This is a genomic window from Actinacidiphila yeochonensis CN732, assembly GCF_000745345.1.
Lineage (GTDB): Bacteria > Actinomycetota > Actinomycetes > Streptomycetales > Streptomycetaceae > Actinacidiphila > Actinacidiphila yeochonensis.
In genome coordinates this window covers 36,558-63,446 of record NZ_JQNR01000005.1, presented here as the reverse complement: position 1 = coordinate 63,446, position 26,889 = coordinate 36,558, and the positions used below count along the sequence as shown (strand labels likewise).

The following is a 26,889-nucleotide window of genomic DNA, read 5'->3' as shown; positions in this document are numbered from 1 at the left end:
GCGCGGGGTCCTGGGCGGGGCCGGACGGTGGACGACGGGATGACCCGGGGTGGACCGGGGCAAACCGGACGATCCGGATGACTCGGGGCGAGCCCGGACGAACCGGGACGGACCGGGGAAGGAGAGCTGAGACGTGGTGCGCGGGGCCTACACGCTGGCACGGGTGGCGGTGACGGTACGCGCCGCCGGGACATGGCTGTGGTGGGCGGGTGTGGTCGCGGCCCTGCCGGGCACGGCGGTCACCTTCAGCCCGACCGGACGGCGGATCGGAGTGCTCGCCGGGGCGGCGCTGTTCCTGCTCGCGGCGGTCGTGGTGCTGCTGGTGCGCGGCCGCCGGCACGGGGAGCGGGCCAACGCGGCCTCCCGGGCGGCGAAGACCGCCTTCCTCCAGGACCGCCGGGTCACCGCGCGTGCCTGGATACGCCGTCGGCGCTGGTGGCTGCTGGCCGCTTTCCTGGTGGCCGCGGCGACCAACCTGGTGCTGCCGTGCGCGGCCGGGATGCTCCTGGGCGGCGCCGGCGCGGGCCTGTGGCTGCGCTCCCGCCGGGTGGCGCGGATCGAGCGCTCGCGGGAGGCGCTGCTGTGGGTGCGGCCCGACGGCGCCCCCGGGCTCTACCAGCTCACCGGGATCGCCGCGGGCGACGCGGCCCCGGGTGGCGGCCCCCGCCGCGGCTGACGGGAACCCCCGAGAGCGGCGCGCCGGGTGCGGAAGGGCGCGGACCGGGACAGGGCACGGACCGGGGCGCGGGCGGGCCGGATGCCGACCGGGTCCGCCCGCGCCCCCTTCACCCGTCACATCCCGAGGGCCAACGGCCCGAGGACGACGGCCCGAGGACGACGGCTACGCGCCCGCGCGGCGCAGCGGCGGCAGGCCGCCGCCGCTCTCCGCCACGACCTCCGCCTGCGTCTGCGCCTCGCGCACCGGCGCGAAGTCCACGCCGCCGTCCGGACGCACGGTGTAGCCGTACACGGCCGGCCGGGGCAGCGAGTTGTAGGCGAAGTGGTTGGAGAAGTAGTACGCCCCGGTGTCCAGCAGCGCCACGTGGTCGCCGGACTCCAGCAGCGGCAGCTCGCGGCCCCTGGCCACCAGGTCGCCGGCGAAGCAGCACGGCCCGGCGACGTCCTGGACGACCGGCTCGCCGGTCTTCTCCGAGCCCTTCGCGTCCAGTGCCAGCACCCGGATCGGCCACGCGTCGGGGACGAACACCGTGCGGGTGGCGACCTGGGCGCCGGCGTGGGTGACCGCGATCGGCCGGCCGCCCGAGGACTTGGCGTACTCCACCCGGGCCAGCACCGTGCCGTTCTTGGCCAGCACAGAGCGGCCGAACTCGGTCACCAGCGCGTACCGGCCGTCGAAGAGCCCCGGCACCTCGGCCCGCAGCACGTCCGCGTAGTCGGAGAAGGAGGGGGTGACCTCGTCGGAGCCGAAGTTGACCGGCAGGCCGCCGCCGATGTCGAGGGTCTCGACCTGCTGCCGGCCGGCCGCCTCGTTGATCCGCTCGGCCAGCTCGTAGGCGGCCAGCACCCCCGCGGCCATCAGCTCCAGCGGCACCCCCTGCGAACCGGTGTGCGTGTGCAGCCGGTTCAGCCAGGGCCGGTCGGCGTAGGCGGCCAGCACCCACTCCAGCGCCCCCGGGTCGCGCAGTGCCACACCGAACTTGGACGTCGCGGTGGCGGTGCTCATCGCGCCGATGCTGCCGCTGCCGACCTGCGGGTTGACCCGCAGCCCGACCGGCGAGGCGGACGGCCGGCCGGCCCGCGCCGACTCCTCCCGCAGGGCGTCGATCCGGGCCAGCTCCTCCGGGTTGTCGGCGTTGACCGCGATGCCCAGCTCCAGGGCCTCGCGCAGCTCCTCGACGGTCTTGGCGGGGGAGTCCAGCACGATCCGGTCGGCCGGCACGCCCGCGGCCCGGGCCAGCGCCAGCTCACCCGGGCTCGCCACCTCCGCGCCCATCCCGCACTCGGCGAGCAGCGCCAGCACCGGCACCAGCGACGCGGCCTTCACCGCGAACGTGTGCGTGACCTCGACCCCCGGGGTCGAGAAGGCGGCCCGCAGCTCCGCCACCGAGTGCTCGACGCCCGCGACGTCCAGCAGCCCCACCACCGGGTCGGCCGTACCGGCCAGTCCCCGCTCAACCGCGGCCCGCAGCGCGTGCCCCCGACGTATACCCAGATCGTGCACCATGGCGGTCATCCCATCACCTTCGTGGTGGTCGATGCCAGCCGGGCCCTGTTCGCTGGTGGTATCCACCAGTCAGGGTGTGTGCGTGAGTCCCGTCAGCGGGATCACGGCGGGATCGCGGGGGACCACAGCGGGACGGCGGCTCGTCCGCCACGACGAGGAGGCCGTGTTGACGACGGGTCCGATGAACGAGTCCTCTGGCGGTACGACGGCGGGGCCGGCCCACACGCCGGCCCGCACGCCGGCGGACGCACGGACGGCAGGGGCGGCCGGCGCGGACGCGGGAGGCTCCGGGTCCGCGTCGCGGCCGGCGGGCTGGCGGACCGGGGACGGCTTCCACCGGATGTGGCGCGACCTCGCCCCGGTGGGGCGCCACGCCGCGTCCGGCGGCTACCGGCGCTTCGCCTGGACGGGTGCCGACGCCGACTGCCGCGCCTGGTTCCGCGCGCAGGCGCTGGCCCGGGGCCTGCGGTACGAGGTGGACCGCAACGGCAACCAGTGGGCGTGGCTGGGCGGCCCCCACCCCGGCGCCGCCGCCGGACCGGGGGAGCGGGCCGTGGCGACCGGTTCGCACCTGGACTCCGTCCCGGACGGCGGCGCCTTCGACGGCCCGCTCGGCGTCGTCTCCGCCTTCGCCGCCCTGGACGAGCTGCACGGCCGCGGCGCCGTGCCCCGCCGTCCGATCGCCGTGGCCGCCTTCGCCGACGAGGAGGGCGCCCGCTTCGGCCTGGCCTGCGTCGGCTCCCGCCTCACCGCCGGGCAGCTCGACCCGGAGCACGCCCGCGCCCTGCGCGACGCCGACGGGACCACCCTCGCCCAGGCCATGGAGCGGGCCGGCCACGACCCGGAAGCCATCGGCCCGGACCCGGAACGCCTCGCCGGCCTGGCGGCGTTCGTGGAACTGCACATCGAGCAGGGCCGGGCCCTGGAGCCGGCGGGCAGCCCACTGGGCGCCGCCTCCGCGATCTGGCCGCACGGCCGTTGGCGCTTCGACTTCCGCGGCCGGGCCGACCACGCCGGCACCACCGCCCTGGCCGACCGGCACGACCCGATGCTCACCTACGCCACCACCGTGCTGGCCGCCCGGAAGAAGGCCCGGCTGGCCGGCGCGCTGGCCACCTTCGGGAAGGTCGCGGTGGAGCCCGGCGGCGTCAACGCCATCGCCGCCCTGGTGCGCGGCTGGCTCGACTCCCGCGCCCCCGACGAGGAGACCCTCGCCGGACTCGTCGCCGCCGTCGAGCACGCCGCCCGGGAGCGCGCCGCCCGCGACGGCACCACCGTGGAGGTCGTCCGCGAGTCCGCCACCCCCCGGGTGGACTTCGCGGCGGAGCTGCGCGACCGGGTGGCCGCCCTGGCCGGCGGCGGCACCCCGGTCCCCGTGCTGCCCACGGGAGCGGGACACGACGCCGGAATCCTCGCGGCGGCCGTGCCGACCGCCATGCTGTTCGTGCGCAACCCCACCGGGGTCTCGCACTCCCCGGCGGAGCACGCCGCCGAGGAGGACTGCGCCGCGGGGGTCAGCGCGCTCGCCGACGTTCTGGAGGGTCTCGCGTGCCGGTGACGTACTGGCTGGAGCATGCCTGGCTCGATCCCGCGGTCGAGTCCGGGGTGCTGCTCACCGCCGCCGACGGCCGCGTCACCGAGGTGCGCGCCGGCGTCCCCGCGCCGCCGCCCGGCGCCGAGGTCCTGCGCGGGCTGACCCTGCCCGGCCTGGCCAACGCGCACAGCCACGCCTTCCACCGGGCCCTGCGCGGCACCGCCCAGACCGGCGGCGGCACCTTCTGGACCTGGCGCGAGGCGATGTACGGCGCCGCCCACCGCCTCGACCCGGACAGCTACTACGCCCTGGCCCGCGCGGTCTACGCCGAGATGGCGCTGGCCGGGATCACCTGTGTCGGCGAGTTCCACTACCTGCACCACCAGGCCGGCGGCCGCCCCTACGACGACCCCAACGCCATGGGGAAGGCACTGATCGCCGCGGCGGAGGCCGCCGGGGTGCGGATCACCCTGCTGGACACCGCCTACCTGCGCGGCGGCCTGGACCACGTCGGCCACCGCCCGCTGGAGGGCGTCCAGCGGCGCTTCGGCGACGGCACCGCGGACGCCTGGTACGACCGCTGGTCGCAGCTCCGGGACAGCGGCAACGCCAGGATCGGCGCCGCCGTGCACTCCGTACGGGCCTTCGCCGAGGAGGACGGGTACGCCGCCTTCGCCGAACGCACCCGGGAGGTGCCGCTCCACGTCCACCTCTCCGAGCAGCCCGCGGAGAACGCCGCCTGCCTCGCCGTCCACGGCCGTACCCCCGCCCGGCTGCTGGCCGACCACGGATTCTGGGGGCCGCGCGCCACCGCCGTGCACGCCACCCACCTCACCGCGGAGGACATCGACCTCCTGGGCGGGTACGGCGCCACCGTCTGCATGTGCCCCACCACGGAACGGGACCTGGCCGACGGCATCGGCCCGGCCCCCGCCCTGCACCGGGCCGGCAGCCCGATCAGCCTCGGCAGCGACAGCCACGCGGTCATCGACCTCTTCGAGGAGGCCCGCGCCATGGAGCTCGACGAACGGCTGCGCAGCGGCGCCCGCGGCCACTGGACCGCCGCCCAGCTGCTGCGGGCCGCCACCGAGAACGGCCACGCGAGCCTGGGCTGGCCGGACGCCGGACGCCTGGAGCCCGGCGCGCTCGCCGACCTCACCACCGTCGCGCTCGACACGGTGCGCACCGCCGGGCCGCCGCCCCGGCTGGGCGCCGAGACCGCGGTCTTCGCGGCCACCGCCGCGGACGTCCGGCACACCGTGGTCGGCGGCCGGACGGTGGTGCGTGACGGGCGGCACCTGCTGGTCGAGGACGTGCCCGCGGCCCTGGCGGCGGCGGTGGCCGCCGCCGGCTCCCCGGCCTGACGGCGGACGGCGGCAGCCGGGGCGGAGAGCGGCCCGCCCGGGACGGAACGGCCTGGGGGCCGCACCCGCCGCGTCGTCGCGGGTGCGGCCCCAGGCCGCGGGGAGAGCCGCAGGCACCGGCTCCCGGGAAGGTCACTCCTCGACCATCAGGCCCCGGCGCAGCCGCGACAGCGTCCGGCTCAGCAGCCGGGACACGTGCATCTGCGAGATACCCAGCTGCTCGCCGATCTCGGACTGGGTGAGGTTGCCGACGAAGCGCAGCGACAGGATCGTCCGGTCCCGCTCCGGCAGCTTCGCGATCAGCGGCTTCAGCGACTCGACGTACTCCACGCCTTCGAGGTCGTGGTCCTGGTAGCCGATGCGGTCGGCGAGGGCGCCCTCGGCGTCGTCCTCGTCCGGCTGGGCGTCCAGCGAGCTGGCCGTGTAGGCGTTGCTGGCGGCCATGCCCTCGATGACCTCGTGCTCGGAGAGGTCCAGGCGCTCGGCCAGCTCCCGCACGGTGGGGGCCCGGTCCAGCTTCTGGGCCAGCTCGTCCCCGGCCTTGGCCAGGTCCAGGCGCAGCTCCTGGAGGCGGCGCGGCACCCGCACCGACCAGCTGGTGTCGCGGAAGAAGCGCTTGATCTCGCCGACGATGGTCGGCATCGCGAAGGTGGGGAACTCCACCCCGCGCGCCAGCTCGAACCGGTCGATCGCCTTGATCAGGCCGATCGTGCCGACCTGGATGATGTCCTCCATCGGCTCGCTGCGGGTACGGAACCGCGAGGCGGCGAACTTCACCAGCGCCAGGTTCAGCTCCACCAGCGTGTTCCGGACGTAGCTGTACTCGTAGGTGCCCTCCTCCAGGTCCTGGAGGCGGGCGAAGAGGGTCTTGGACAGGGCGCGCGCGTCAACCGGGCCGATCTCGTCGTAGGGCGGGATCTCCGGGAGCCCCTCGATCGCGGGGACGCCGGCCTCCTCCACAGGGACCGCGGTCGCGTCGTACAGGTCCTGCTCGCGGTCCAAATCCGTCGTGTGGTCCAGGCCGAGCCGGGTCGTCATGTCCTCATCCCTTCCTCGCCGCGCGGTTACTGCACTGGCGTGCCCCTTCCCCGTCTTCTCAGCCCTACTCCTACCCGAACGCGAATCGCAAATCCGGCGTGTTCCCGCACGAGGGGAGCGGCTACCCTACGTGCTCGCGAACGCGTAGGGTCGACGCAGGCGCCACCGGGTGCGGCCAGGACACCAGGGGCGCGGTGAGGGAGCGCAGATGGAGCAGGAGGCGGTGGGCACGGCCGGGCTCGGCCGGCTGCACGTCGACGTGGCGTGGCACAGCCCTACGAGCGTGGTGCTGACCCCGCGGGGAGAGCTCGACCACCACACCGCGGAGCTACTCGCGGCACCCATGGGGGAGGCCGTCGAGGCGGGAGCGGTCCGGCTGGTGGTCGACTGCTCGGGGCTGGAGTTCTGCGACTCGACGGGCCTGAACGTGCTGCTCGGCGCGCGACTGCTGGTCGAGCAGCGGGGCGGCGGTGTCCACCTGGCCGCGATGCGGCCGACGGTCGCACGGGTCTTCGAGATCACCGGAGCCGACGCGGTGTTCACTCTGCATGAAACTCTGCCCGAGGCGCTTGAGGAGTAGCCGGGCGGGGAACGGGGGCAGAAGGCGTGAGCGGGACAAGCCGGGACGCCGTCGGCTTTGATGGCGGACGGCACGTGTTCCCGGCGATCTCCCGGGCAGAAGATTAGTCGAACGCAGCCGGACATCCGTGAGGTGAGGCCACGATGAGCACCACCCGGCCCTATGCCGCGGGGGATCGCGGTCCTGAGCCGGGCATGGACGGCGTGGGCGCCGGTGAGCCGGACGTGGGAGGCATCGGGGGCGTGGACGGTGTGGACAGCCTGGAGAGTGCGGAAGGCGCGGTGGGCGTCGAGAACGTCAGGGGCGTCGCAAGCGTCGCAAGCGTCGCAAGCGTCGCAAGCGTCGCAAGCGTCGGGAGCGTGGCGGACGTGGGGGACGTGGTGGTCGCCGAGGACGGCGCCGCCGCGGAAGCACACGTGAGCGACCAGACGCGAAGGCTCACCCTGTCCGGGGAGAGCGGCGTCGTGCCCATGGCCCGGGACTTCACCCGGCGGGCGCTGCGCGACTGGGGCTGGCTGCCGGCCGCCACCGCGGACCGGCGGGCCGCCGCCGAGGACGTGCTGCTCGTCGTCTCCGAACTGGTCACCAACGCCTGCCTGCACGGCGGCGGCCCGGAGGAGCTGCGGCTGCGCCGCGGCCCGAAGACGCTGCGCCTGGAGGTCGTGGACGGCGGTGCCGGCGAGCCCGCCCCACGCTCCCCGCACCGCGCCGGCCGCCCCGGCGGCCACGGCATGTTCATCGTGCAGCGGCTCTGCCTGGACTGGGGAGTGGCCCGCGACGGGGACCGCCCCGGCAAGACCGTCTGGGCGGATCTGGCCGCCCCCGCCTGAGCGGAACCGGCCCGTCCGGGCCGGTGGTGAGGACGGCGGCCCCGGTCCGGGGCCGCCGCTCGCGTGTCAGGCCACCGTGGCCGTGGACGGTTCGCGGTCCCCGAGCGCCTTCGCCGCGTCCTCCGCGTCCCGCAGCACCCGTACCGCGTTGCCCCAGGTGAGCTTCGCCAGGTCGGCCTCGGACCAGGAGCGCCGCAGCAGCTCCGCCACCAGGTGCGGATAGCCGGCCACGTCCGGGAGGTCGGCCGGGGTGAAGGCGGTGCCGTCGAAGTCGCCGCCCAGGCCGAGGTGGTCCACGCCGGCGACCTCGCGCATGTGGTCGAGGTGGTCGGCGATGGTGGCCGCGGTGGCCTTCGGACGGGGGTTGGCCGCCTCGAACTCCTGGTGCACGGCCATCGCGGCCGGGGTGGTGTCCAGCGGGTGCAGCCCGTGCTCGCGCATGTTGGCGTCCGCCCGCCGGGTCCACTCCACCGCCTCGGGCAGCACGAACTTCGGCACGAAGGTCGCCATCGCCACCCCGCCGTTGCCCGGCAGCGCGGCCAGCACGTCGTCGGGGATGTTGCGCGGGTGGTCGCACACCGCACGCGCCGAGGAGTGCGAGAACAGGACGGGGGCCTGCGCCACCCGCAGCGCGTGCCGCATGGTGTCCGGCGAGACGTGCGAGAGGTCCACCAGCATGCCCAGCCGGTTCATCTCCCGCACCACCTCCTCGCCGAACGGGCTCAGCCCGCCGTGCACCGGCTCGTCGGTCGCGGAGTCCGCCCACGCGGTGTTCGCGTTGTGCGTCAGCGTCATGTAGCGGACGCCGAGGTCGTACAGGCAGCGCAGGACGGCCAGCGAGTCGTCGATGCTGTGGCCGCCCTCGGCGCCCATCAGCGAGGCGATCCGGCCCGAGGCGCGGGCCGCCTCCATGGCGTCGGCGGTGGTGGCGAGCGCGAAGTCGGCCGGGTACCGGGCGGTCATCCGCCGCACCACGTCGATCTGCTCCAGCACCGCCGTGACGGCGTCCGCGCCCTTCAGCTCGATCGAGACGTACACCGACCAGAACTGCGCGCCGACCCCGCCGGCCCGCAGCCGCGGGAGGTCGGTGTGGGCGCGGTCGCTCTGGTCCGCGGTGAGGTCGAAGCGGTCCAGGTCGTAGGCCACCTGCGCACGCAGCGCCCACGGGAGGTCGTTGTGGCCGTCCACCACGGGGTGGGCGGCGAGCAGGTCGCGGGCGCGGGTCAGCAGCGGGTCCACAGGGCGGCTCCAGGGTCGTTCGGTCGCGGTCCGGTGGCCGGCCGGGTGGCCGCGCGCGTGGACCGCCCCGGCCCGCGGCTACCCGGAAACGGGCGCCGCGGGCCCGTTTCCGGGCAGTCGGGTCACCGCGCGAAGCCGAACCCGCCGGCTCCCCCCACCTTCGCACGCAGCCTGCGGCCCTTCTCCGTCGCCTGGTCGCGCAGGTCGGCCTGGAAGCGCGTCATCCGCTCCCGCATGGCCTCGTCGTGCGCGGCCAGCACCCGCACGGCCAGCAGGCCGGCGTTGCGCGCGCCGGCCACCGAGACCGTCGCCACCGGCACACCGGCCGGCATCTGCACGATCGACAGCAGCGAGTCCATGCCGTCCAGGTACTCCAGCGGCACCGGCACGCCGATCACCGGCAGCGGCGTCACGGCGGCGAGCATGCCCGGCAGGTGGGCGGCGCCGCCCGCGCCCGCGATGATGGCCTTCAGGCCCCGCTCGGCGGCCTGCTCGCCGTACTCCACCATCTCGTGGACCATCCGGTGGGCCGAGCGGACGTCGACCTCGTAGGGCACCTCGAACTCGTCCAGCGCCTCGGCCGCGGCCTCCATCACCCGCCAGTCCGAGTCGGAGCCCATGACGATCCCGACCAGCGGACGGCGGGCTCCGTCGGCGGAGGCGGAGCCGGCGGCCCCGGCGGTGTCCGAGGCGGCGGCGGGCGCGTCACTCATCGATGGTCCCTCGCAGGTAGTCGGCGGCGTGCCGGGCGCGCTCACGCACCACGTCGAGGTCGTCGCCGTAGGTGTTGACGTGGCCGACCTTGCGGCCGGGCTTCACGTCCTTGCCGTACATGTGGATCTTCAGCCCCGGGTCGCGCGCCATGCAGTGCAGGTACGCCCGGTACATGTCGGGGAAGTCGCCGCCGAGCACGTTCGCCATCACCGTCCAGGGCGCGCGCGGCCGCGGGTCGCCCAGCGGCAGGTCCAGCACGGCCCGCAGGTGGTTGGCGAACTGCGAGGTGACGGCGCCGTCCATGGTCCAGTGGCCGGAGTTGTGCGGGCGCATCGCCAGCTCGTTGACCAGGATGCCCGGTGTGCCGTCGGCCGCGCGGACCTCGAACAGCTCCACCGCCAGGTGCCCGACCACGCCCAGCTCCCGGGCCACGGTGAGGGCCAGCTGCTGCGCCTCGCCGGACAGCTCCTCGGACAGGTCGGGCGCGGGCGCCACGACCGTGTCGCACACCCCGTCGACCTGCACGGACTCGACGACCGGGTACGCCACGGCCTGCCCGTGCGGGGAGCGCACCACGTTCGCGGCCAGCTCGCGGACGAAGGGCACCTTCTCCTCGGCCAGCACCGGCACGCCCGAGGCGGCCACCGCGTCGAGGACCCCGGCCGCCTCGGCGACCGTGCGGACCACCCAGACGCCCTTGCCGTCGTAGCCGCCGCGCGCGGTCTTCAGCACCACGGGCGCGGCCAGCGCGTCGCCGCCGTCCTCGGCCGCTCCGGCGCTCCCGCCGTCCTCGGCCGCTCCGGCGACCTCGGCGGCGAACGCGGCCACGTCCCGGGCGTCGGCCACCACGCGGTGGCGGGGAGCCGGGGCGCCGATCTCGGCGAGCCTCGCCCGCATCACGGCCTTGTCCTGGGCGTGCACCAGCGCGTCGGGGCCGGGGCGGACGGTGATCCCCTCGGCCTCCAGCGCCCTGAGGTGGGCCGTCGGGACGTGCTCGTGGTCGAAGGTCAGCACGTCGCAGCCGCGGGCGAAGGCCAGCAGGGTGTCCAGGTCGCGGTAGTCACCCACCGTGACGTCGTTGACGACCTGGGCCGCCGAGTCCTGAGGGGTGTCGCTGAGAATGCGGAAGCGGATGCCGAGCGGGATGCCCGCCTCGTGCGTCATACGCGCGAGCTGGCCGCCGCCGACCATGCCGACTACGGGGAATGTCACGTTCTGTCCTGCCGGAAGTGCGGGGCTGGGATGCCGGACACGCCTGGGCGCGCGCCGCTGCGCCGCACCGGTGCCGGACGGACCGGCCCCCGGGTCGGCGACACCCAGGGTATCCGCCGTACGGGTCGTCCGATACCGGCCGCCGCCGCGCTGCGCTCGAACACGAGGCGGCTAGCATGAGAGAGGAGGGGCGCGAACCCCTCACCGCCCGAGCGGGCGGACACCTGGACGCGACGCGCCCTCCCCGTACGCCAAGCCGTATCCCGGGGGTCCTTTCGCGCCTCGCCCGGCGCCGATGCGCGCCGGAACCCGATCCCCGCACAGACAGGGCCGAGCGACACGATGAGCTCCCTTCGCGCACTGCGGATGAAGACGAGCCTGATGTACCGCGAGATCGCCAAGTTCGGCGTGGTCGGAGCGGCGGGCGTGCTGGTGAACATCGGGGTCTTCAACTGGCTCCGGCACAGCACCGACCTGCACACGGTACGAGCCAGCATCGTGGCCACCCTGGTCGCGATCGTCTTCAACTACGTGGGCTTCCGCTACTTCACCTACCGGGACCGCGACCGGGCCCGCCGTACCCGGGAGATGGGCCTCTTCCTGGTCTTCAGCGCGGCCGGCCTGGTGATCGAGAACGGCGTGCTCTACCTCGCCACGTACGGCTTCGGCTGGGACAGCTCGCTGCAGAGCAACGTCTTCAAGTTCGTCGGCATCGGCGTCGCCACCCTCTTCCGCTTCTGGTCCTACCGCACCTGGGTGTTCCGGGCGATGCCGGAGCCGGAAGCGGCGCGGCGGTCCGCCCGGGCCGAGGGCGAGGAGCCGCGGCCGGACCAGGCGGGACGGCCGGACCAGGTGGGGCGGCAGAAGAAGAAGGCCGCCGCGAACCGCCTGGGCTGACGGACCGCCGAGCCGGGCCGCGAGCCCGCGGGACACCGCGCCCGGCCGCCTCCCGGTGCCGTCGGTGCCGTGTGGCGGTGCCCGGCCGGCGGACGGCGGGACCTCGTCGGCGCGCCTCGCCCGGATCGTCAGCCGGCGGTCCGCTCGCCGGACGGCGGCGGAGCGTTCTCCTGCGCCAGGAAGAGCGCGAAGACCGGCGGCCGCTGCTGGAGCAGTTCGAGCCGGCCGCCGTCGGCCTCGGCGAGGTCGCGGGCGACGGCCAGCCCCAGACCGGTGGAGTTGCGGCCGCTGACGGTCCGTTCGAAGACCCGCGCCCCCAGGTCGGACGGTACGCCGGGGCCGTCGTCGGAGACCTCCACCACGGTCTGGTTGCCGGCGACCCGGGTGTGCAGGGAGAGCGTGCCGGCGCCGTGCATCAGCGAGTTCTCGATCAGCGTGGCCAGTACCTGCGCCACCGCGCCCGGGGTGCCGACGGCCCGCAGCCGCCGGGTGCCGGACAGGTCCACCGCCCGGCCCTCGCCCTGGAAGGCCGGCCGCCACTCCTCGACCTGCTGCCGCACCACCTCGTCCAGGTCGAAGTCGACGGCCGAACCGCTCCGGGGGTCGCGCGAGTTGGTCAGCAGCCGCTGCACCACGTCGGTCAGCCGCTCGACCTGGCCGAGCGCGATGGCGGCCTCCTCGCGGACGGCGTCCCGGTCGTCGGCGGTGGCCACGATCTCCTCCAGCCGCATGGACAGCGCCGTCAGCGGTGTCCGCAACTGGTGTGAGGCGTCGGCGGCGAGCCGCCGTTCGGCGGTGAGCATCCGGCCGATCCGCTCGGCGCTGGCGTCCAGCACGTCCGCGATCCGGTCCAGTTCGGGCACCCCGTAGCGCCGGTGCCGGGGCCTCGGGTCGCCCGATCCCAGCCGCTCCGCGGTCTCCGCCAGGTCGGTCAGCGGGCTGGCCAGCCGCCGCGCCTGGAGCATCGCCAGGCCGACCGCGGCCAGCACCGCGAGCAGCGCGACGGCGAGGATGACCAGCAGGGTACGGCCGACCTGCTGGCTGACCGTGGAGCGGGACTCCTCGACGGTGACCGCCTCGCCGTGGTCGCCGTGCGCGGTGGAGTGGATCACCGCGCCGGCCGGGTGCGCGCCCAGCCGCACCTCCGGGTGGCCCGGCACCCGCACGATCGCGTACCGGTTGTCGGCGATCTGCCGGTCCAGGCCCTTGGAGTCCACGGACTCGCCGGCCAGGATGCGGTTCTCCACGATGCCGACCAGCCGCACCGCCTCGGACTGCACCCCGTCCTGGGCGCTGCCCTCGATGCTGCGGGACTCCACGATCACCAGGGAGATGCCGAAGACGGCGATCACCACGAGGACCACGGCGAGCGTGGAGGTGATCAGGCGGCGGCGCATGGAGCCCTTGGGTCAGTTCTTCTCGAAGCGGAAGCCGACCCCGCGGACGGTGGCGATGTAGCGCGGGTTGGCCGCGTCGTCCCCGAGCTTCTTGCGCAGCCAGGAGATGTGCATGTCCAGGGTCTTGGTGGACGACCACCACGTGGTGTCCCACACCTCGCGCATCAGCTGCTCGCGGGTCACCACCCGCCCGGCGTCCCGCACCAGTACCCGCAGCAGGTCGAACTCCTTCGCGGTGAGCTGGAGTTCGTCGTCGCCCATCCAGGCGCGGTGGGACTCGACGTCGATCCGCACACCGTGGGTGGCGGGCGCGGCCGGCTCGGTGGTGCCGCGCCGCAGCAGGGCCCGCACCCGGGCCAGCAGTTCGGCGAGCCGGAAGGGCTTGGTGACGTAGTCGTCCGCCCCGGCGTCCAGGCCCACCACGGTGTCGACCTCGTCGGCCCGCGCGGTGAGCACGAGCACGGGGAAGGCGTGGCCCTCGGTGCGGATGCGGCGGCAGACGTCGAGCCCGTCCATGCCCGGCAGGCCCAGGTCGAGCACCACCAGGTCGACCGCGCCCAGCAGCGCCGTCTCCAGCGCGGTGGGTCCGTCCTCGCGCACCTCGACCTCGTAGCCCTCGCGGCGCAGCGCGCGCGCGAGCGGTTCCGAGATGGATGCGTCGTCCTCGGCGAGAAGTACGCGGGTCATGGGGTTGATGGTAGTCCGCGGCGACCCGCCTCGGCCCCGTGGTCACACCAGGTGGGATCAGGCGGTTGGAGGGTCCGGGGTGGAACAACACGGCACAAGACGGCGCATCACGGCGCTCGGCGTCGGGGGAGGCGCGACCGGGCCGGGCCCGGACGGTTCGGTTCGGACGGTTTGGATGGTCTGGGTGGTTTGGAGGCTTCGCATCGGTTTGGGGCTTGGCGGGACGGGTCGGGGTGGTCCGGGTCGGGAACGGTTCCGTTCGGACGGTTCGCTTCGGACGCTCCGGTTCCGCGCTCCGGTTCGGAGGCTCCCGGTGCGGACGCTCCGGTTCGGCGCCGGGACGAGCGTGGTGAGCGCGGTGAGCGCGTTCAGATGGCGCGGGTCCGGATCAGCGCCATCAGCGCGGCGGCGGACGGGACCAGCGGCAGCCAGAGGGTGACGATCCGGAAGGCGAGCACCGCCGAGGCGGCGGTGCCGGTCGGGGAGCCGGCGGACACCAGGGCCAGGGCAAGGGCGCCGTCCACCGAGCCGAGGCCGCCGGGGGTGGGCACCAGGGCGGCCGCGCAGGTCGCCGCGAGGTAGGCCAGGACGACGTGCCCGGCCGGCACCGGCACCTCCAGGGCACGGGCCACCGCGGCCATCGACGCCGCCTGGAGCAGTGGGAACGCCGCCGAGCCGCCCCACAGGGCCACCACCCGCGACGGGCGCCGGTGCAGCGCCCTCACGTCGGCGAGGGCAGTGGTGAGAAACCCCGAGACGAAGGCGGAGAGGCCGGCCGAGACCGCCCTGCGCAGCGGCCGTGCCAGTGCCAGCAGCAGCGCGACGGCCCCCGCCGCGGCGGCCGCGAGTACCGCCGCCAGCAGCAGCCCGCCCCGGTGCGGCAGCGCGGCCCCGGCGTGCAGAGCGTGCGGGTTGGCCGCGAGCAGCACCAGCAGCAGGCCCACCCGGCAGGCGGACTCGACCAGCGAGTACAGCGCGACGGATGCCGTGGAGCGGGCCAGCGGCAGCCCGTTGACCCGCAGGAAGCGCAGGTTCACCGCGCTGGCGCCGATCCCGGCGGGGGCGAGCTGCCCGGCGGCCGTGGCGGCGAACTGGGTGGCCAGCAGCCGCCCCTTCGGCAGCGGTTCGAGCACCGTGCCCTGCCGGGCCACCGCGTTGGCCGCCCAGCCGAGTGCGGTGCCCCCGGCCGCGGCGAGCAGCCAGCCCCGGTCGGCGTGCGCGAGGGCGCGCAGGCCGTCGGAGAGCACGTCCCGGTGGGCGCCCACCCATGCCGCGACCAGGACGGCAGGCAGCAGCCCGAGGAGGGTGCGCCAGGCGACGCGCCGCCGGGCGCGGCCGGCTGTCCCGCCGCTTCCGCCGCCGGCCGGAACGGCGGGAGCGGTCCGAGGAGAGGGGGCGTTCGGGTCCGGCCGGGTTCGGGACCCTGGCGGGGCGGCGTGGCCGTCAGGCGGGGGCGCTGCCGGGATGGTCGCGGTCAGAGCGGCCGCGGACGTCCGCGGCCCGGCGGGTGCGGGCCGCTCGGCGGAGGTGCCCGGCCCGGCGGGTGCGGGCCCTCCCGGCCCGGGCGGCGGCGCGTGCGGGTCGGCGGACACGGGCGGCCGCGCCGCCGCCGCGCGGGAGCGCGGCACGCCGGTGCCCGAGCCGTCTGCGGCCGGCGCCGACGGCTGTCCGTCCCCGTGCGATCCGCGCAACTCCCCGCCCCCGTGCCCGGTTTCTCGGCCGACCGGTCGGCCGGGCCGCGCCCGCCGCCCCGGAGTCCGGCGGGCGGACACCCTTGGGCAGCATTCCCCGGCCGGGATACGTACGGGATACGGCTGGGACACGCCTGGGCCACGGCTGGGCCACGGAGGGGACGCGGACGGGACGCGGACGGGACGCGCCGGGGCCGCGGACGGGACCCGTCGGATCGCGACGAAATGCCGCGGCCGGCGGTAGGAGCGGGCGGAACGGGGTAGGAGGACCAAGCGGTGGTAGCGCCCGCCGGTGGATCAGGCCGCCGGCGGGCACCATCCCGCCATGGACGGGCGCGCACGGTCGACCCCGCTGTGAGCGTCCCGGCCCCCCGCTCGGCAGGCGAACCGGCGGAAGCGGTGCCCAGGCGTCCGGCGACCTATGGACACGAACGGTCCCGCGCGTCCTTATGAGCCCAGACGTTCGGCGACCTATCAGCCCCGACGGCTCAGCGACCTATGAGGCCAGGCCCGTTGAGGGCTGAGCGATTGGGGGCTGAGGGGCCGGGAGTTCAGGCGTTGGGGCGGCCCATGGCGCGGTAGGTCCAGCCGGCCTTGCGCCACAGCTCCGGGTCCAGCGTGTTGCGGCCGTCCAGCAGGCACCGTCGCGCGACGGCCTCGCCCAGCGCCACCGGGTCGAGCTCGCGGAACTCGCGCCACTCCGTGAGGTGCAGCACCACCTCGGCGCCCTTGACCGCCTCCAGCGCGGAGGGGGCGTAGCCGAGGGTGGGGAAGAGCCGCTTCGCGTTCTCCATGCCCTTGGGGTCGTAGACCGTGACCTGGCCGCCCTGGAGGTGGATCTGGCCGGCGACGTTGAGCGCGGGGGAGTCCCGCACGTCGTCGGAGTCGGGCTTGAAGCTCGCGCCGAGCACCGCGATCCGCCGGCCGAGGAAGCCGCCGCCGACCGCCTCCCGGGCCAGCTCGACCATGTGGGTGCGGCGGCGCATGTTGATGGAGTCGACCTCGCGCAGGAACGTCAGGGCCTGGTCGGCGCCCAACTCCCCGGCGCGGGCCATGAAGGCGCGGATGTCCTTGGGCAGGCAGCCGCCGCCGAAGCCGATGCCGGCCCGCAGGAACTTGTGGCCGATCCGGTCGTCGTAGCCGATGGCCCGGGCCAGGACGGACACGTCGCCGCCGGCCGCCTCGCAGACCTCCGCCATGGCGTTCACGAACGAGATCTTGGTGGCCAGGAAGGCGTTCGCCGCGGTCTTCACCAGCTCCGCGGTCGGATGGTCGGCCACCACGAAGGGGGTGCCCGCGGCGATCGGCTTGGCGTAGACCTCGCGCAGCAGCTCCTCGGCCCGGCCCCCGGCGACGCCGACCACGATCCGGTCCGGCTTCAGGGTGTCCTGGACGGCGAAGCCCTCGCGCAGGAACTCCGGGTTCCACGCCAGCTCGACGGCGTCCCCGGCCGGCGCCAGCTCGCGCAGCACCCCGGCCAGCCGCTGCGCGCTGCCCACCGGGACCGTCGACTTGCCGACGACCAGGGCCGGCCGCTTCAGGTGCGGCGCGAGCAGCGCGACGGCGCTGTCGACGTGGCTCATGTCGCAGCTGTAGTCGCCGTGCTTCTGCGGGGTGTTGACGCACAGGAAGTGCACGTCGCCGAACTCGGCGACCTCCGCCCAGGAGGTGGTGAAGCGCAGCCGCCCGCTGGCCCCCTCCAGACCGGCCACGTGCCGGCCGAGCAGCTCCTCCAGCCCCGGCTCGTACATCGGCACTCTGCCCTGGGAGAGCAACTCGACCTTGTGCTCGTCGATGTCCAGTCCGAGCACGTCGAAGCCGAGCTCGGCCATGGCGGCCGCGTGCGTGGCACCGAGGTAGCCGGTGCCGATGACGGTGAGCTTGAGGGGCATGGCCCGAAGCATAGTGCGCACAGGCTGGGCCAAACCCAGCGTGGTACCGGTCCCAGGGCGCCACAATGCGTGCAGTTGCCGGGCATGGACGGACGGGTCCGGCAGACCGAGGGCCTGGGGGACACGACCATGACCGGAACCGGTGACAGAGCCGACAGGGACGACAGCGCCGCCAGTAAAGGCACCGACGGCACCGACGGCACCGACGGCACCGACACGGCGGCGGACGGACGGGGAGCGGACCGCACAGGGGGCGCGGAGGGCGCGGACGGCTCGGACGGCACAAGCCGGCCGGACGGCGCCCTGACGGGCACGGGCGGCTCAGACCTCGGGGACGGCACGCCGCGCGCCCGCGGCCGCCGCGGGTGGGGCGGGCCCGCCGAGGGGGACGAGGCGCTGGTCCGCCTGGCGGACCTCACGGAGCCGGACCCGGAGGAGGGTGCGGGAGAGGAGGGGGCGGGGAGCGGGAGGCCGACCCCGCGCCGGGCCGGCGGCACCGAGGGCGGCGGCGCCGCGGCCGCCGGGTGCTGTTCGGCGCGCTGGCGCTGCTGTGCGCCGGCGTGCTGGTGGTGGCGGGCATCGGCTGGTGGGGGTACGAGCACTACACCGGCCGGGTGCAGCGCATCCCGAACGCGTTCCCGGTGAACGTGCCGCCCTCCGCGCAGCCAGCGCCGTCCAAGAGCGGTAGCGAGACGTTCCTGCTGGTGGGCCTGGACGCGCGCTCGGACCTGCCGACCACCGGCAGCGGCGCCAAGGCGGCCGAGTGGAAGCCGGGCGCCCAGCGCAGCGACACGATGATGCTGGTCCACATCCCCGCGGACCACAAGAACGCCTACGTCGTCTCGCTGCCCCGCGACTCGTGGGTGTCCATCCCCGGCCACGGCAAGGCGAAGCTGAACGCCGCGTTCTCCTGGGGCGGCCCGCCGCTGCTGATCGACACCGTGCAGCGGATGACCAAGGTGAAGATCGACCACCTGATGGTGATCGACTGGAGCGGCTTCAAGAAGCTCACCGACGCCGTCGGCGGCGTCGACATCACCGTCGACCAGACCGTCTCGCGGCGCAACGGCCCCGGCGGGGTGTGGACCAAGGGCACCCACCACATGGACGGCTCCGACGCGCTGGACTACGTCCGGGAGCGCTACGGCCTGCCCCGCGGCGACCTCGACCGCACCCACCGGCAGCAGAACTTCCTGCGGGCCGTGCTGGCGAAGATGCTCTCCAGCGGCACCTTCACCAACCCGCTGAAGCTGAAGCGGACCCTCGACCAGGTCACCTCGGTGGTCAGCGTCGACGACCGGCTCTCCGACAGCGCCCTGCGGAACCTGGTCTGGGACATGCGCGGGGTGCGCTCCAAGGACATGGCCTTCATGAACGCCCCGGTGGCCGGCTTCGACACCATCGACAAGCAGTCCGTGGTGCTCCTCGACCAGAACGCCGCCTCCGGCCTGTGGGAGGCCATGCGCAACGACACGATGGCCCATTACGTGGCCACCACCGACGGCATCGACGAACTCGGCCGGCGGGTGGCGTGAGGGTGTCGCGAAGGTCACCCGCGGGGATGACACACAGGGTGTGGGCCTGGGACGCGGCGCGGCCTACGATCGTGGAGTCATCGGTTACTTAACGGTAGTTAGCACTCGGGAGTGAGCGCCATGGCCGGACCCGCCGCATTCGACCTCTTCCGCACCACCGAGGAGCACGAGATGCTCCGCGACGCGGTCCGCTCGCTCGCCGAGGCCAAGATCGCCCCGTTCGCCGCCGAGGTCGACGAGCAGGGCCGCTTCCCGCAGGAGGCCCGCGACGCGCTGGAGGCCAACGACCTGCACGCCGTCCACGTCCCCGAGAGCTATGGCGGTTCGGGCGCGGACGCGCTGTCCACCGTCATCGTGATCGAGGAGGTGGCGCGGGTCTGCGCCTCCTCCTCACTCATCCCGGCCGTCAACAAGCTCGGCTCGCTGCCGGTGGAGCTGTCCGGCTCCGAGGAGCTCAAGACGCGGTACCTGGGCGCTCTGGCGCGCAAGGAGGGCATGTTCTCCTACGCCCTGTCCGAGCCCGAGGCCGGCTCGGACGCCGCCGGGATGAAGACCCGCGCGGTGCGCGACGGCGACTCCTGGGTGCTCAACGGCGTGAAGCGCTGGATCACCAACGCCGGGGTGTCGGAGTTCTACACGGTCATGGCCGTCACCGACCCGGAGCAGCGCTCCCGCGGCATCTCCGCGTTCGTCGTCGAGAAGGGCGACGAGGGCGTGTCCTTCGGAGCCCCGGAGAAGAAGCTCGGCATCAAGGGCTCGCCCACCCGCGAGGTCTACTTCGACAACGTCCGCATCCCCGCCGACCGGATGATCGGCGAGGAGGGCACCGGCTTCGCCACCGCGATGCGCACCCTCGACCACACCCGCGTCACGATCGCCGCCCAGGCCCTCGGCATCGCCCAGGGCGCCCTCGACTACGCCGCCGGATACGTCAAGGAGCGCCGCCAGTTCGGCAAGGCGGTGGCCGAGTTCCAGGGCGTCCAGTTCATGCTCGCCGACATGGCGATGAAGCTGGAGGCGGCCCGCCAGATCACCTACGCCGCCGCGGCGCGCTCCGAGCGCTCCGACAAGGACCTGACGTTCTTCGGCGCCGCCGCCAAGTGCTACGCCTCGGACGCCGCCATGGAGATCACCACCGACGCCGTGCAGCTTCTCGGCGGCTACGGCTACACCCGTGACTACCCGGTCGAGCGGATGATGCGCGATGCCAAGATCACCCAGATCTACGAGGGAACCAACCAGGTGCAGCGCATCGTGATGGCCCGCCAGCTCCTCAAGGGCTGACCGCGCTCCTGGGGGGAGTGCGCGGCAGGACACGCGTGGTGCACGAGCCCGAAGGCCCCTCCGGCGTTCCGGAGGGGCCTCCTTTTGCGTCCTGGCGGCCCAGTTATGGGCCGTGGGGAGCACCACGCGTTCGTCGTGGGACTGCCCGGCCCGCGCGCCGGCGGCGTGTGGGCGGTCTGGCAGCCCGGCCATCGGCCGTGCCTGCTTGTGCTGCCGGACTGCGAGGCCGAGGGGTGCTGCCGGACTGCGAGGCCGAGGCCGACGACGACCACACTGACGGCGAACCGACGGCTAACGGCCGAAACCCGCCCCGGTCGAGCCCCCCGCCACCGCCGCCGGTCCGCTCGCGGGCCGGCGCGAGAACTCCCCGAGCCCCCTGGAGCCAGCAACCCCAGGGGGCTCGGCCGTGTCCTGGAGCCCTCGCTTCGTCTCAACTCTGTAATAAAGCCGGATGCCGATGAGGGCAGGTCGGCGGCGTTTGCGCCGGTGGGGGCGGCTAGCGTCGGATTTCCGATCAATTGACAAGCGGTTCGGCTGACTTGTAGAGCTGTGGATGCCATCGGCGGGGACGGGGGGCCGCTTTCGAGTCCCCGCCCGTGTGCCCCACACCTATGCTCCGAAAACCGCGAAGGGCAATCGTGTCCATATCCCGCCGCACCTCTCTGACGGTGCGTTCCCTTGGCATCGCCTCCGCCGCGGCCGCGCTCGCGCTCGGCGTCGCAGGCACCGCGTCCGCATGCAGCATCACCGAGTTCACCGCGCCGACCATCTCCTGCGACTCGGGGACGGGCACCGGCACCATCACGTTCCTGGACAAGGACAAGTCCCAGACCCCCGTCGACATCGCGGTGGTGTCCAAGGGGCAGACCCTGGCCACCCAGACGGGCGTCGTCGGCAGCAAGAACGGCGTCACCGTCACGTTCCCGGGGCTCACCTGGAACGAGGGCGCCAAGTACACCGTGAAGGTCACCCTTCACTCGGGTAGGAAGTCGTCTGTCGGCAGCCAGAGCGTCACGGCCGAAGGCACCTGTGCCGCTCCGTCGGCCGCCCCGACCACCGAGGCCCCGGCTCCGACCCCGTCGGAGACCACCTCCGCTCCGGTCCAGACGCCTCCGTCGGACACCCCGTCGACCGCCGCGTCGGTCGCCGCCTCGGACTCGCCGTCCGCCGCCCCGTCGGACTCCGCCGCCACGCCGAGCGCCTCCGCGACCAGCGGTGCCGCGCAGGTCGCCGACACCTCCTCGCCGTCCGTCTCGCCCAGCGGCAACCTGGCCGAGACCGGTAGCAGCAGCAGCACCGGCATGATCGCCGGCATCGCGGCCGCCCTGGTGGTCGTCGGTGGCGGCGCCGTGTTCTTCATGCGTCGCCGTACCCCGGCCGCGCGTCACTGACCCGCCGCGGAGGCGGATCGGGTGAGTCGCGACCCGCCTGATCCGCCTCCGACAGCTTTACCAGCGGTACGCTGCGGCGCCGTCCCCGGTCGATGGGGGCGGCGCCGCGGCCGTTCCGCCAAGGCAGGCAGGCGCGCGGGCGCCAGGCTGCGGGACGGAAACCCGCCGTGCGGGAACGCCACGCGGGAGCGGGCGGTCCGGGCCGTCGTGGAGGTCAGCGCCGGGACCGGCCGACCGTCACGCTCCGCACCGCCACGGCGGTGGCCACCGGACAGCACGAAGCCGCGGCACCCTCCCGGGGTGCCGCGGCTTCGTGCCGCAGGAGCGCGAGTTCGCAGGAGTGCGAGGTCGCGAGTCCGCAAGGGGCGGCGGGACGGGCCCGGCCGCCACAGGTCAGCTGACGGTGACCTTCTGGTCGTGCTTCAGCTCGTTGAAGAGCGTGTTCGCCTTCGTCATGTCCCACTTGACGGCGTCCCCGTCGTTGGGCGTGTAGTAGTTGGCGTTGGCTATCGGCACCGTCAGCTGCTTGCCGCTGCCGCCGGTGACGCCCTTCATCGCCCAGAACATGTGGGTCAGGTCGAGCAGGCTCATGTTCTTGTCCACCACCAGCGTGTCCAGGCCCGAGCCGATCACCGGGTAGAGCTTGAACGGGTCGAGCACGGTGGAGGGCGAGGCGGCCTGGTGGGCCAGGGTGGAGAGGAACTTCTGCTGGTTGCGCATCCGGCCCAGGTCCTGGTCGGCCAGCTGGTGCCGCTGCCGCACGTAGGCCAGCGACTGCTTGCCGTTCAGCTCCTGGCAGCCCGCGTCGAAGTCCGCGCCGGACGCCTTGTCGTGCAGCGGCTTGTCCAGGCAGATGTTCACCCCGCCCAGGGCGTCGACCAGGTTCACGAAGCCGGCGAAGCCGATCTCCGCGTAGTGGTCGATGTGGATGCCGGTGTTGTACTCGATGGTGCGGACCAGCAGGTCCGGGCCGCCGTCGGCGTACGACCGGTTGAGCTTGTGGGTGGAGGCCGCGTACGTCTTGTGGGTCTCCTGGCCGACGAAGGACGGGATGGTGACGTACGAGTCCCGCGGCAGGCTCATCATCGTCGTGCCGTTCTTGCCGGTGTGCAGGATCATCATCGAGTCCGTGCGCTGGCCGGAGTCGGCGCCGGTGTGCAGCGCCTTCTCCTCCGCCGCGGTCAGCCCCTCGCGGCTGTCCGACCCGACGATGAGGTAGTTGGTGCCCTCGCCCTTCGGGGGCGCGTCGGTGATCTTGCCCAGATCGACCTCGCGGCGGACCTTGGAGTCCGCCCAGAAGTACGTCGAGACGGAGACCGCCAGCAGCACCACGACCAGGCCGAGCGCCGTGTAGCCGATCTTGCGGCGGGTGCTCCAGCGCGGCCGGCGCGACTGCCCGCCGGGGGTCGGCGTTCCGTAGCCGCCAGTGCCGCCGGGGCCGCCGCCCGGGGGCGGACCCGGCTGGGGGCGCCGGGACTGCTGCGGCGGGATACCGCCGGCGGCAGCGGCGGCCCGACGCGGCGACAGTTCTGGGGGCAGCGGCGGCTCCGATTGCCGACGCTGCTCGGTGTCATCGCTCCAACCGTTCATGTCCGCCAGTGTGCCCGGACGGCCTACCCGCACCGAAGCCGAGGACGAATCTGTAGCAGAGCCGATGCATTCGGCCACGCTCCGCGTCCCCACCGTGACGGACCACGGACATCCGGCGCCCGCCGACGCACGCCGGTGCCCCCTCCGGGCGCGGAGAGCGGACCGGACGTGGTGGAACCCCCACGGAACGTCGCCGCCGACCGGGTGCCGCCCGCCCGCGCCCCGTGTGCGCGTGTGACATGCGCGACCACGCGCGCGGCGCCCGGCTCGGCCGGAGCCCCGCGCACGCCCTCCGGGACGGGCCCGGAGCCGTCCGCCGAGCCCCTCCGGGAGGGCCTGCGCGGCCCCCCGCCAAGGGCCGGTGCCGGACAAAAGCCGAGGCCGGGCCGATTTAGAGTGGGTGGGTGAACGACTCCTCCGCGACCCCCGAGCCCGCCGCGGCCCTGTCTCGACCCGACGCGCCGGACCTGGCCGCCGGGCAGCCGCTGCCGACCCCCGAGGTGCCGCTGGTGCCCGGGAAGCCCGTCTCCGCCTCGCGCATCACGCTGTCGCACATCATGAGCGCCCACGACACCAACCTCATGGGCACCGTGCACGGCGGCGTCGTGATGAAGCTCGTGGACGACGCGGCGGGGGCCGCCGCCGGACGCCACTCCGAGGGCCCGGCGGTCACCGGGGCCATGGACGAGATGGCCTTCCTCGAACCCGTCAGGGTCGGCGACCTGCTCAAGGTGAGCGCGCAGGTCAACTGGACCGGCCGGACCTCCATGGAGGTCGGCGTGCGGGTCATGGCCGAGCGGTGGAACGAGTCCGGCCCCGGCGAGCAGGTGGCCAGCGCCTATCTGGTCTTCGTGGCCGTGGACGCGGAGGGGCGGCCCCGTCCGGTGCCGCAGGTGGAACCGGAGACCGACCAGGACCGCCGCCGCTGGCAGGAGGCCCAGATCCGCCGCGCCCACCGGCTGGCCCGCCGCCGGGCGATCCTGGAGCTGCGCCGCCAGCGTGCCGCCGAGGGCCTCGACGACTGACGGGACGCCCCCGGGAGCCGGTCAGCAGCCCGCCTCGTCCCCCTTCTGCCGGGGGTTCCCCGCCGCCGCGGGAGGCGGCTGCACCGCCACCGCCCGCACCGCGCGGCCCCGGCCGTCCTCGCCGAGCACCAGGCGCATCTCCGCGCCCTGCCCGGCCACCGGCGCCAGCCGGGCTCCGGGCACCGCGGCGGCCAGGGACTTCGCGGAGCGGTCCCAGCGCGGGTCGTACTGGATCACCGTCCGCGCGGTGCGGCGGTCGGCGGTGCCGGGCAGGCCGGGGGTGACGAAACCGGCCCCGTGCAGTGCCCGCTGCACCGAGCCGGCCAGGCCGTTCACCCCGGAGGCGTTCTCCACCCGCACCATGATCCGCGACGGCGCCACCGGGACACGCACGGAGGCGGTGGCGCCCGGCGCGGCCGCGGCGCCCGGCACGGCCGTCGTCCGCGGCGAGGCGGTGGCGCGCGGCGCGGCCCGGTGCGGGGCCAGCGGCCGGTCGGCCCGGATCGCCGCCCACAGCCGGCCCGCGGCCGGCTTGTCCCACAGAACGGTGGAGCCGACCCCGGGCACGTTGTGGCTGAGGTCGCTGAGCGGCACCGAGGCGAACTCCGAGGACTTCGCCGTGAACCCCTTCATGGTGCGGGCCAGCGAGATCAGGTCGGTGGGCGACAGGCCCGCGTCCGCCCGTACCGAGCCGAGCGCGGTGCTGGCCACCCGCTCCAGCCGCACCGGGTTGGTGAGCGTGCCGGTACTGGTGATCTTGTGGATGACCTGCGCGACGAAGCTCTGCTGGCGCTCCATCCGGCCCAGGTCGGAGTCGGCGTCGATGTGCCGGGAACGGACGTACTGGAGGGCCTGTCCGCCGTTCAGCGTCGTGGTGCCCGCCGGCAGGTCCAGGCCGCTGTAGGAGTCCTTCAGCGGCTTCCTGGTGCACACCGGTACGCCGCCGAGGGCGTCCACGGTCTTCATGAAGCTGACGAAGTCGATCTCCAGGTAGTGGTCGACGTGCACGCCCGTCAGCTTCTCGACGGTGGAGACGGTCAGCCGCGGGCCGCCGTCCGCGTACGCCTCGTTGATCTTCGCCGGGTGGGTGGCCGGCATCCGGTGGCCGCCGGCCGAGGTCCGCGACGGGGTGCCGGCCGCGTGGAACGCCGCGGGGCCGGTGTCCGGCAGCTGCACGTACGTGTCGCGCGGGATGCTGACCACGCTGGCCCGCCGCCGGTCCTGGGAGAGGTGCACCAGCATGATCGTGTCGGTGCAGTGGCAGGGCGCGCCGCCCAGGTGGTACGCCTTCTTCTCGGCCGGGTCCAGGCCGTCCCGCCCGTCGGTGCCCACCAGCAGGAAGTTGGTGCCCTTGGAGTCGCCGGGGCGGTCCTCCATCCCCCCGAAGGCGTCGACCCGGTTGATCGCCCCGTTCAGGCCGGTCACCACCGCGTGGCCGACGCCGCTCGCCGTGATCACCAGCAGGGCGAGCGCGCCCGCGACCCGGGTGGAGCGCCGTACCGGCGGCCGGGGGCGCGGACGCCGGCCCGCCGGCGGGCGGCCGGTGGGCGGCGGCTGCCGGCGTCGGGTGGACGGCAAGGGGGTCACCTCCGGTGAACGGTCACAGCGGCCGGTCACAGCGGCCCAGACCCGTTCAGGCTAGAGACAAATACGACTGTCAGCCCTCACCCCACGCGCTGGGGTCCCCCGTTAGCGGTAACGTTTGGCGGGATGAACGCCGCTGCCCCCTCTTCCACGCTCCCGGCCGTCTCCGTGATCATGCCGGTGCTCAACGAGGAGCGCCATCTGCGCAGCTCCGTCCGGCACATCCTGGAGCAGGACTACCAGGGCGAGATGGAGGTGGTGATCGCGCTCGGGCCGTCCACGGACCGCACCGACGCCATCGCCGCCGAACTCGTCGCCGAGGACCCCCGGGTGCACACCGTGCCCAACCCCACCGGCCGCACCCCGGCCGCCCTCAACGCCGCCATCCGGGCGTCCCGGCACCCCGTCGTGGTGCGCGTCGACGGCCACGGCATGCTCTCGCCGGGCTACATCCGCACCGCGGTGCGGCTGCTGGACGAGACCGGCGCGGCCAACGTCGGCGGCATCATGCACGCCGAGGGCGAGAACGACTGGGAGCACGCGGTGGCCGCCGCGATGACCTCGAAGATCGGTGTCGGCAACGCCGCCTTCCACACCGGCGGCCAGGCGGCCCCCGCCGACACCGTCTACCTCGGCGTCTTCCGCCGCGAGGTGCTGGAGCGGCAGGGCGGCTACAACGAGGAGTTCATCCGCGCCCAGGACTGGGAGCTCAACTACCGCATCCGCGAGGCAGGCCACCTGATCTGGTTCTCGCCGGAGCTGCGCGTCTCCTACCGGCCCCGGCCCAGCGTGCGCACCCTCGCCAAGCAGTACAAGGACTACGGCCGCTGGCGCCGGGTGGTCACCCGCTACCACCGGGGCTCGGTCAACCTCCGCTACCTGGCCGCCCCCGGCGCCCTGGCCGCCAACGCGGCCGGTGTCGTGGTCGGCGCCGCGCTCACCCCGTGGGCGCTGCTGGTGCCGGCCGCCTACCTCGCGGCCGTCACCGCCGGCTCGCTGCCGGCCGGCCGGGGGCTGCCGGTCGGCGCCCGGGTGCGCATCCCGCTGGCGCTGGCCACCATGCACATGTGCTGGGGCTGGGGCTTCCTGACCAGCCCGCGCTCGCTGGCCCGCCGCGTCATCGCCAGCCGCCGCCCCGCAGTGACCGGCGAACCCGTCCAGCACGCGGACGCCTGAGCCGCACCCGCGGGCCGCACACGACACGACGGCGGGCCTCGCCC

At 74.5% G+C, this 26,889-nt stretch carries 22 protein-coding genes; 11 read left to right on the top strand and 11 right to left on the bottom strand.

Going from position 1 to position 26,889, the window contains the following annotated elements:
- The first annotated feature begins 133 nt into the window (after positions 1-133).
- Complete coding sequence (locus tag BS72_RS12475) at positions 134-676, top strand: hypothetical protein (RefSeq protein WP_037910361.1); 543 nt, start codon at positions 134-136, stop codon at positions 674-676.
- A gap of 165 nt (positions 677-841) precedes the next feature.
- On the opposite strand, the gene BS72_RS12470 is transcribed toward BS72_RS12475, so the two are convergent.
- The gene (locus tag BS72_RS12470; protein ID WP_107498770.1) at positions 842-2,194 is read right to left on the bottom strand and encodes a type III PLP-dependent enzyme domain-containing protein; all 1,353 of its coding nucleotides are present in this window, start codon (positions 2,192-2,194) and stop codon (positions 842-844) included.
- Positions 2,195-2,525: 331 nt separating this feature from the next.
- On the opposite strand from BS72_RS12470, the gene BS72_RS12465 reads away from it, so the two are divergent.
- Entirely contained in the window at positions 2,526-3,743 is a 1,218-nt protein-coding gene (locus BS72_RS12465) for an allantoate amidohydrolase (RefSeq protein ID WP_037915470.1), read from the top strand.
- On the top strand, positions 3,734-5,083 hold the full coding sequence (locus tag BS72_RS12460) for a formimidoylglutamate deiminase (protein WP_037910359.1): 1,350 nt from the start codon (positions 3,734-3,736) through the stop codon (positions 5,081-5,083). Before BS72_RS12465 ends, BS72_RS12460 begins: the two co-directional genes overlap by 10 nt.
- A gap of 132 nt (positions 5,084-5,215) precedes the next feature.
- On the opposite strand, the gene BS72_RS12455 is transcribed toward BS72_RS12460, so the two are convergent.
- Positions 5,216-6,121 carry an RNA polymerase sigma factor SigF gene (locus BS72_RS12455; protein ID WP_037910356.1) on the bottom strand — a complete coding sequence of 302 codons (906 nt, stop codon included), beginning with the start codon at positions 6,119-6,121 and terminating at the stop codon, positions 5,216-5,218.
- Positions 6,122-6,329: 208 nt separating this feature from the next.
- Between BS72_RS12455 and BS72_RS12450 the strand changes: the two genes are divergently transcribed.
- Positions 6,330-6,701 (top strand): STAS domain-containing protein, encoded by a 372-nt coding sequence (locus BS72_RS12450; protein WP_037910354.1) that lies wholly within the window; start codon positions 6,330-6,332, stop codon positions 6,699-6,701.
- Between the two features lie 143 nt (positions 6,702-6,844).
- Positions 6,845-7,531, top strand: coding sequence for an ATP-binding protein (locus BS72_RS38185; RefSeq protein WP_232792379.1), 687 nt, complete (start codon positions 6,845-6,847; stop codon positions 7,529-7,531).
- Between the two features lie 66 nt (positions 7,532-7,597).
- On the opposite strand, the gene BS72_RS12440 is transcribed toward BS72_RS38185, so the two are convergent.
- The 3 genes from BS72_RS12440 to BS72_RS12430 form a co-directional block, all read right to left on the bottom strand.
- On the bottom strand, positions 7,598-8,770 hold the full coding sequence (locus BS72_RS12440; protein ID WP_037910352.1) for a dipeptidase: 1,173 nt from the start codon (positions 8,768-8,770) through the stop codon (positions 7,598-7,600).
- A gap of 122 nt (positions 8,771-8,892) precedes the next feature.
- Positions 8,893-9,390, bottom strand: coding sequence for a 5-(carboxyamino)imidazole ribonucleotide mutase (gene purE / locus BS72_RS12435; protein ID WP_037915464.1), 498 nt, complete (start codon positions 9,388-9,390; stop codon positions 8,893-8,895).
- An 85-nt stretch (positions 9,391-9,475) separates the two neighbouring features.
- Positions 9,476-10,696 carry a 5-(carboxyamino)imidazole ribonucleotide synthase gene (locus BS72_RS12430; protein ID WP_078901308.1) on the bottom strand — a complete coding sequence of 407 codons (1,221 nt, stop codon included), beginning with the start codon at positions 10,694-10,696 and terminating at the stop codon, positions 9,476-9,478.
- Between the two features lie 342 nt (positions 10,697-11,038).
- Here BS72_RS12430 and BS72_RS12425 point away from each other — a divergent pair, with 342 nt between their 5' ends.
- On the top strand, positions 11,039-11,593 hold the full coding sequence (locus BS72_RS12425; protein ID WP_078901307.1) for a GtrA family protein: 555 nt from the start codon (positions 11,039-11,041) through the stop codon (positions 11,591-11,593).
- Between the two features lie 128 nt (positions 11,594-11,721).
- Here the strand turns inward: BS72_RS12425 and BS72_RS12420 are convergent, their stop codons facing one another.
- From BS72_RS12420 to BS72_RS12405, 4 genes are all read right to left on the bottom strand, one after another.
- Positions 11,722-12,990 carry an ATP-binding protein gene (locus BS72_RS12420; RefSeq protein ID WP_037910346.1) on the bottom strand — a complete coding sequence of 423 codons (1,269 nt, stop codon included), beginning with the start codon at positions 12,988-12,990 and terminating at the stop codon, positions 11,722-11,724.
- Between the two features lie 12 nt (positions 12,991-13,002).
- Positions 13,003-13,677: a response regulator transcription factor gene (locus tag BS72_RS12415; RefSeq protein WP_037910344.1), complete on the bottom strand. Its 675-nt coding sequence runs from the start codon at positions 13,675-13,677 to the stop codon at positions 13,003-13,005.
- 368 nt (positions 13,678-14,045) lie between these two features.
- Positions 14,046-14,942: a lysylphosphatidylglycerol synthase transmembrane domain-containing protein gene (locus tag BS72_RS12410; protein WP_232792378.1), complete on the bottom strand. Its 897-nt coding sequence runs from the start codon at positions 14,940-14,942 to the stop codon at positions 14,046-14,048.
- A 977-nt stretch (positions 14,943-15,919) separates the two neighbouring features.
- A complete protein-coding gene (locus BS72_RS12405) occupies positions 15,920-17,260 on the bottom strand; it encodes a UDP-glucose dehydrogenase family protein (RefSeq protein WP_037910341.1) in 1,341 nt (446 codons plus the stop codon).
- Between the two features lie 524 nt (positions 17,261-17,784).
- Between BS72_RS12405 and BS72_RS12400 the strand changes: the two genes are divergently transcribed.
- The 3 genes from BS72_RS12400 (at position 17,785) to BS72_RS12390 (ending at position 21,470) form a co-directional block, all read left to right on the top strand.
- A complete protein-coding gene (locus BS72_RS12400) occupies positions 17,785-18,795 on the top strand; it encodes an LCP family protein (protein ID WP_037910340.1) in 1,011 nt (336 codons plus the stop codon).
- 120 nt (positions 18,796-18,915) lie between these two features.
- Positions 18,916-20,079, top strand: a complete 1,164-nt coding sequence (locus BS72_RS12395) for an acyl-CoA dehydrogenase family protein (protein WP_037910338.1) — start codon at positions 18,916-18,918, stop codon at positions 20,077-20,079.
- A gap of 668 nt (positions 20,080-20,747) precedes the next feature.
- A complete protein-coding gene (locus BS72_RS12390; protein ID WP_051951050.1) occupies positions 20,748-21,470 on the top strand; it encodes an LAETG motif-containing sortase-dependent surface protein in 723 nt (240 codons plus the stop codon).
- Between the two features lie 393 nt (positions 21,471-21,863).
- On the opposite strand, the gene BS72_RS12385 is transcribed toward BS72_RS12390, so the two are convergent.
- A complete protein-coding gene (locus tag BS72_RS12385; protein ID WP_037910332.1) occupies positions 21,864-23,060 on the bottom strand; it encodes an LCP family protein in 1,197 nt (398 codons plus the stop codon).
- 557 nt (positions 23,061-23,617) lie between these two features.
- Between BS72_RS12385 and BS72_RS12380 the strand changes: the two genes are divergently transcribed.
- Positions 23,618-24,085: an acyl-CoA thioesterase gene (locus BS72_RS12380; protein ID WP_051951902.1), complete on the top strand. Its 468-nt coding sequence runs from the start codon at positions 23,618-23,620 to the stop codon at positions 24,083-24,085.
- Between the two features lie 21 nt (positions 24,086-24,106).
- Here the strand turns inward: BS72_RS12380 and BS72_RS12375 are convergent, their stop codons facing one another.
- Positions 24,107-25,672, bottom strand: coding sequence for an LCP family protein (locus BS72_RS12375; RefSeq protein WP_037910329.1), 1,566 nt, complete (start codon positions 25,670-25,672; stop codon positions 24,107-24,109).
- 123 nt (positions 25,673-25,795) lie between these two features.
- Between BS72_RS12375 and BS72_RS12370 the strand changes: the two genes are divergently transcribed.
- Positions 25,796-26,845 carry a glycosyltransferase family 2 protein gene (locus BS72_RS12370; protein WP_037910326.1) on the top strand — a complete coding sequence of 350 codons (1,050 nt, stop codon included), beginning with the start codon at positions 25,796-25,798 and terminating at the stop codon, positions 26,843-26,845.
- The last annotated feature ends 44 nt before the right edge of the window (positions 26,846-26,889 follow it).

Bases quoted from the DNA above. Each gene is read 5' to 3' on its own strand.
- BS72_RS12465 (WP_037915470.1), top strand. From the start codon at position 2,526: ATGTGGCGCGACCTCGCCCCGGTGGGGCGCCACGCCGCGTCCGGCGGC.
- BS72_RS12395 (WP_037910338.1), top strand. From the start codon at position 18,916: ATGGCCGGACCCGCCGCATTCGACCTCTTCCGCACCACCGAGGAGCAC.
- BS72_RS12380 (WP_051951902.1), top strand. From the start codon at position 23,618: ATGAGCGCCCACGACACCAACCTCATGGGCACCGTGCACGGCGGCGTC.
- BS72_RS12455 (WP_037910356.1), bottom strand. From the start codon at position 6,121: ATGACGACCCGGCTCGGCCTGGACCACACGACGGATTTGGACCGCGAG.
- BS72_RS12405 (WP_037910341.1), bottom strand. From the start codon at position 17,260: ATGCCCCTCAAGCTCACCGTCATCGGCACCGGCTACCTCGGTGCCACG.
- BS72_RS12370 (WP_037910326.1), top strand. From the start codon at position 25,796: ATGAACGCCGCTGCCCCCTCTTCCACGCTCCCGGCCGTCTCCGTGATC.
- BS72_RS12425 (WP_078901307.1), top strand. From the start codon at position 11,039: ATGAGCTCCCTTCGCGCACTGCGGATGAAGACGAGCCTGATGTACCGC.
- BS72_RS12470 (WP_107498770.1), bottom strand. From the start codon at position 2,194: ATGACCGCCATGGTGCACGATCTGGGTATACGTCGGGGGCACGCGCTG.
- BS72_RS12385 (WP_037910332.1), bottom strand. From the start codon at position 23,060: ATGAACGGTTGGAGCGATGACACCGAGCAGCGTCGGCAATCGGAGCCG.
- BS72_RS12450 (WP_037910354.1), top strand. From the start codon at position 6,330: ATGGAGCAGGAGGCGGTGGGCACGGCCGGGCTCGGCCGGCTGCACGTC.
- purE (WP_037915464.1), bottom strand. From the start codon at position 9,390: ATGGGCTCCGACTCGGACTGGCGGGTGATGGAGGCCGCGGCCGAGGCG.
- BS72_RS12420 (WP_037910346.1), bottom strand. From the start codon at position 12,990: ATGCGCCGCCGCCTGATCACCTCCACGCTCGCCGTGGTCCTCGTGGTG.
- BS72_RS38185 (WP_232792379.1), top strand. From the start codon at position 6,845: ATGAGCACCACCCGGCCCTATGCCGCGGGGGATCGCGGTCCTGAGCCG.
- BS72_RS12415 (WP_037910344.1), bottom strand. From the start codon at position 13,677: ATGACCCGCGTACTTCTCGCCGAGGACGACGCATCCATCTCGGAACCG.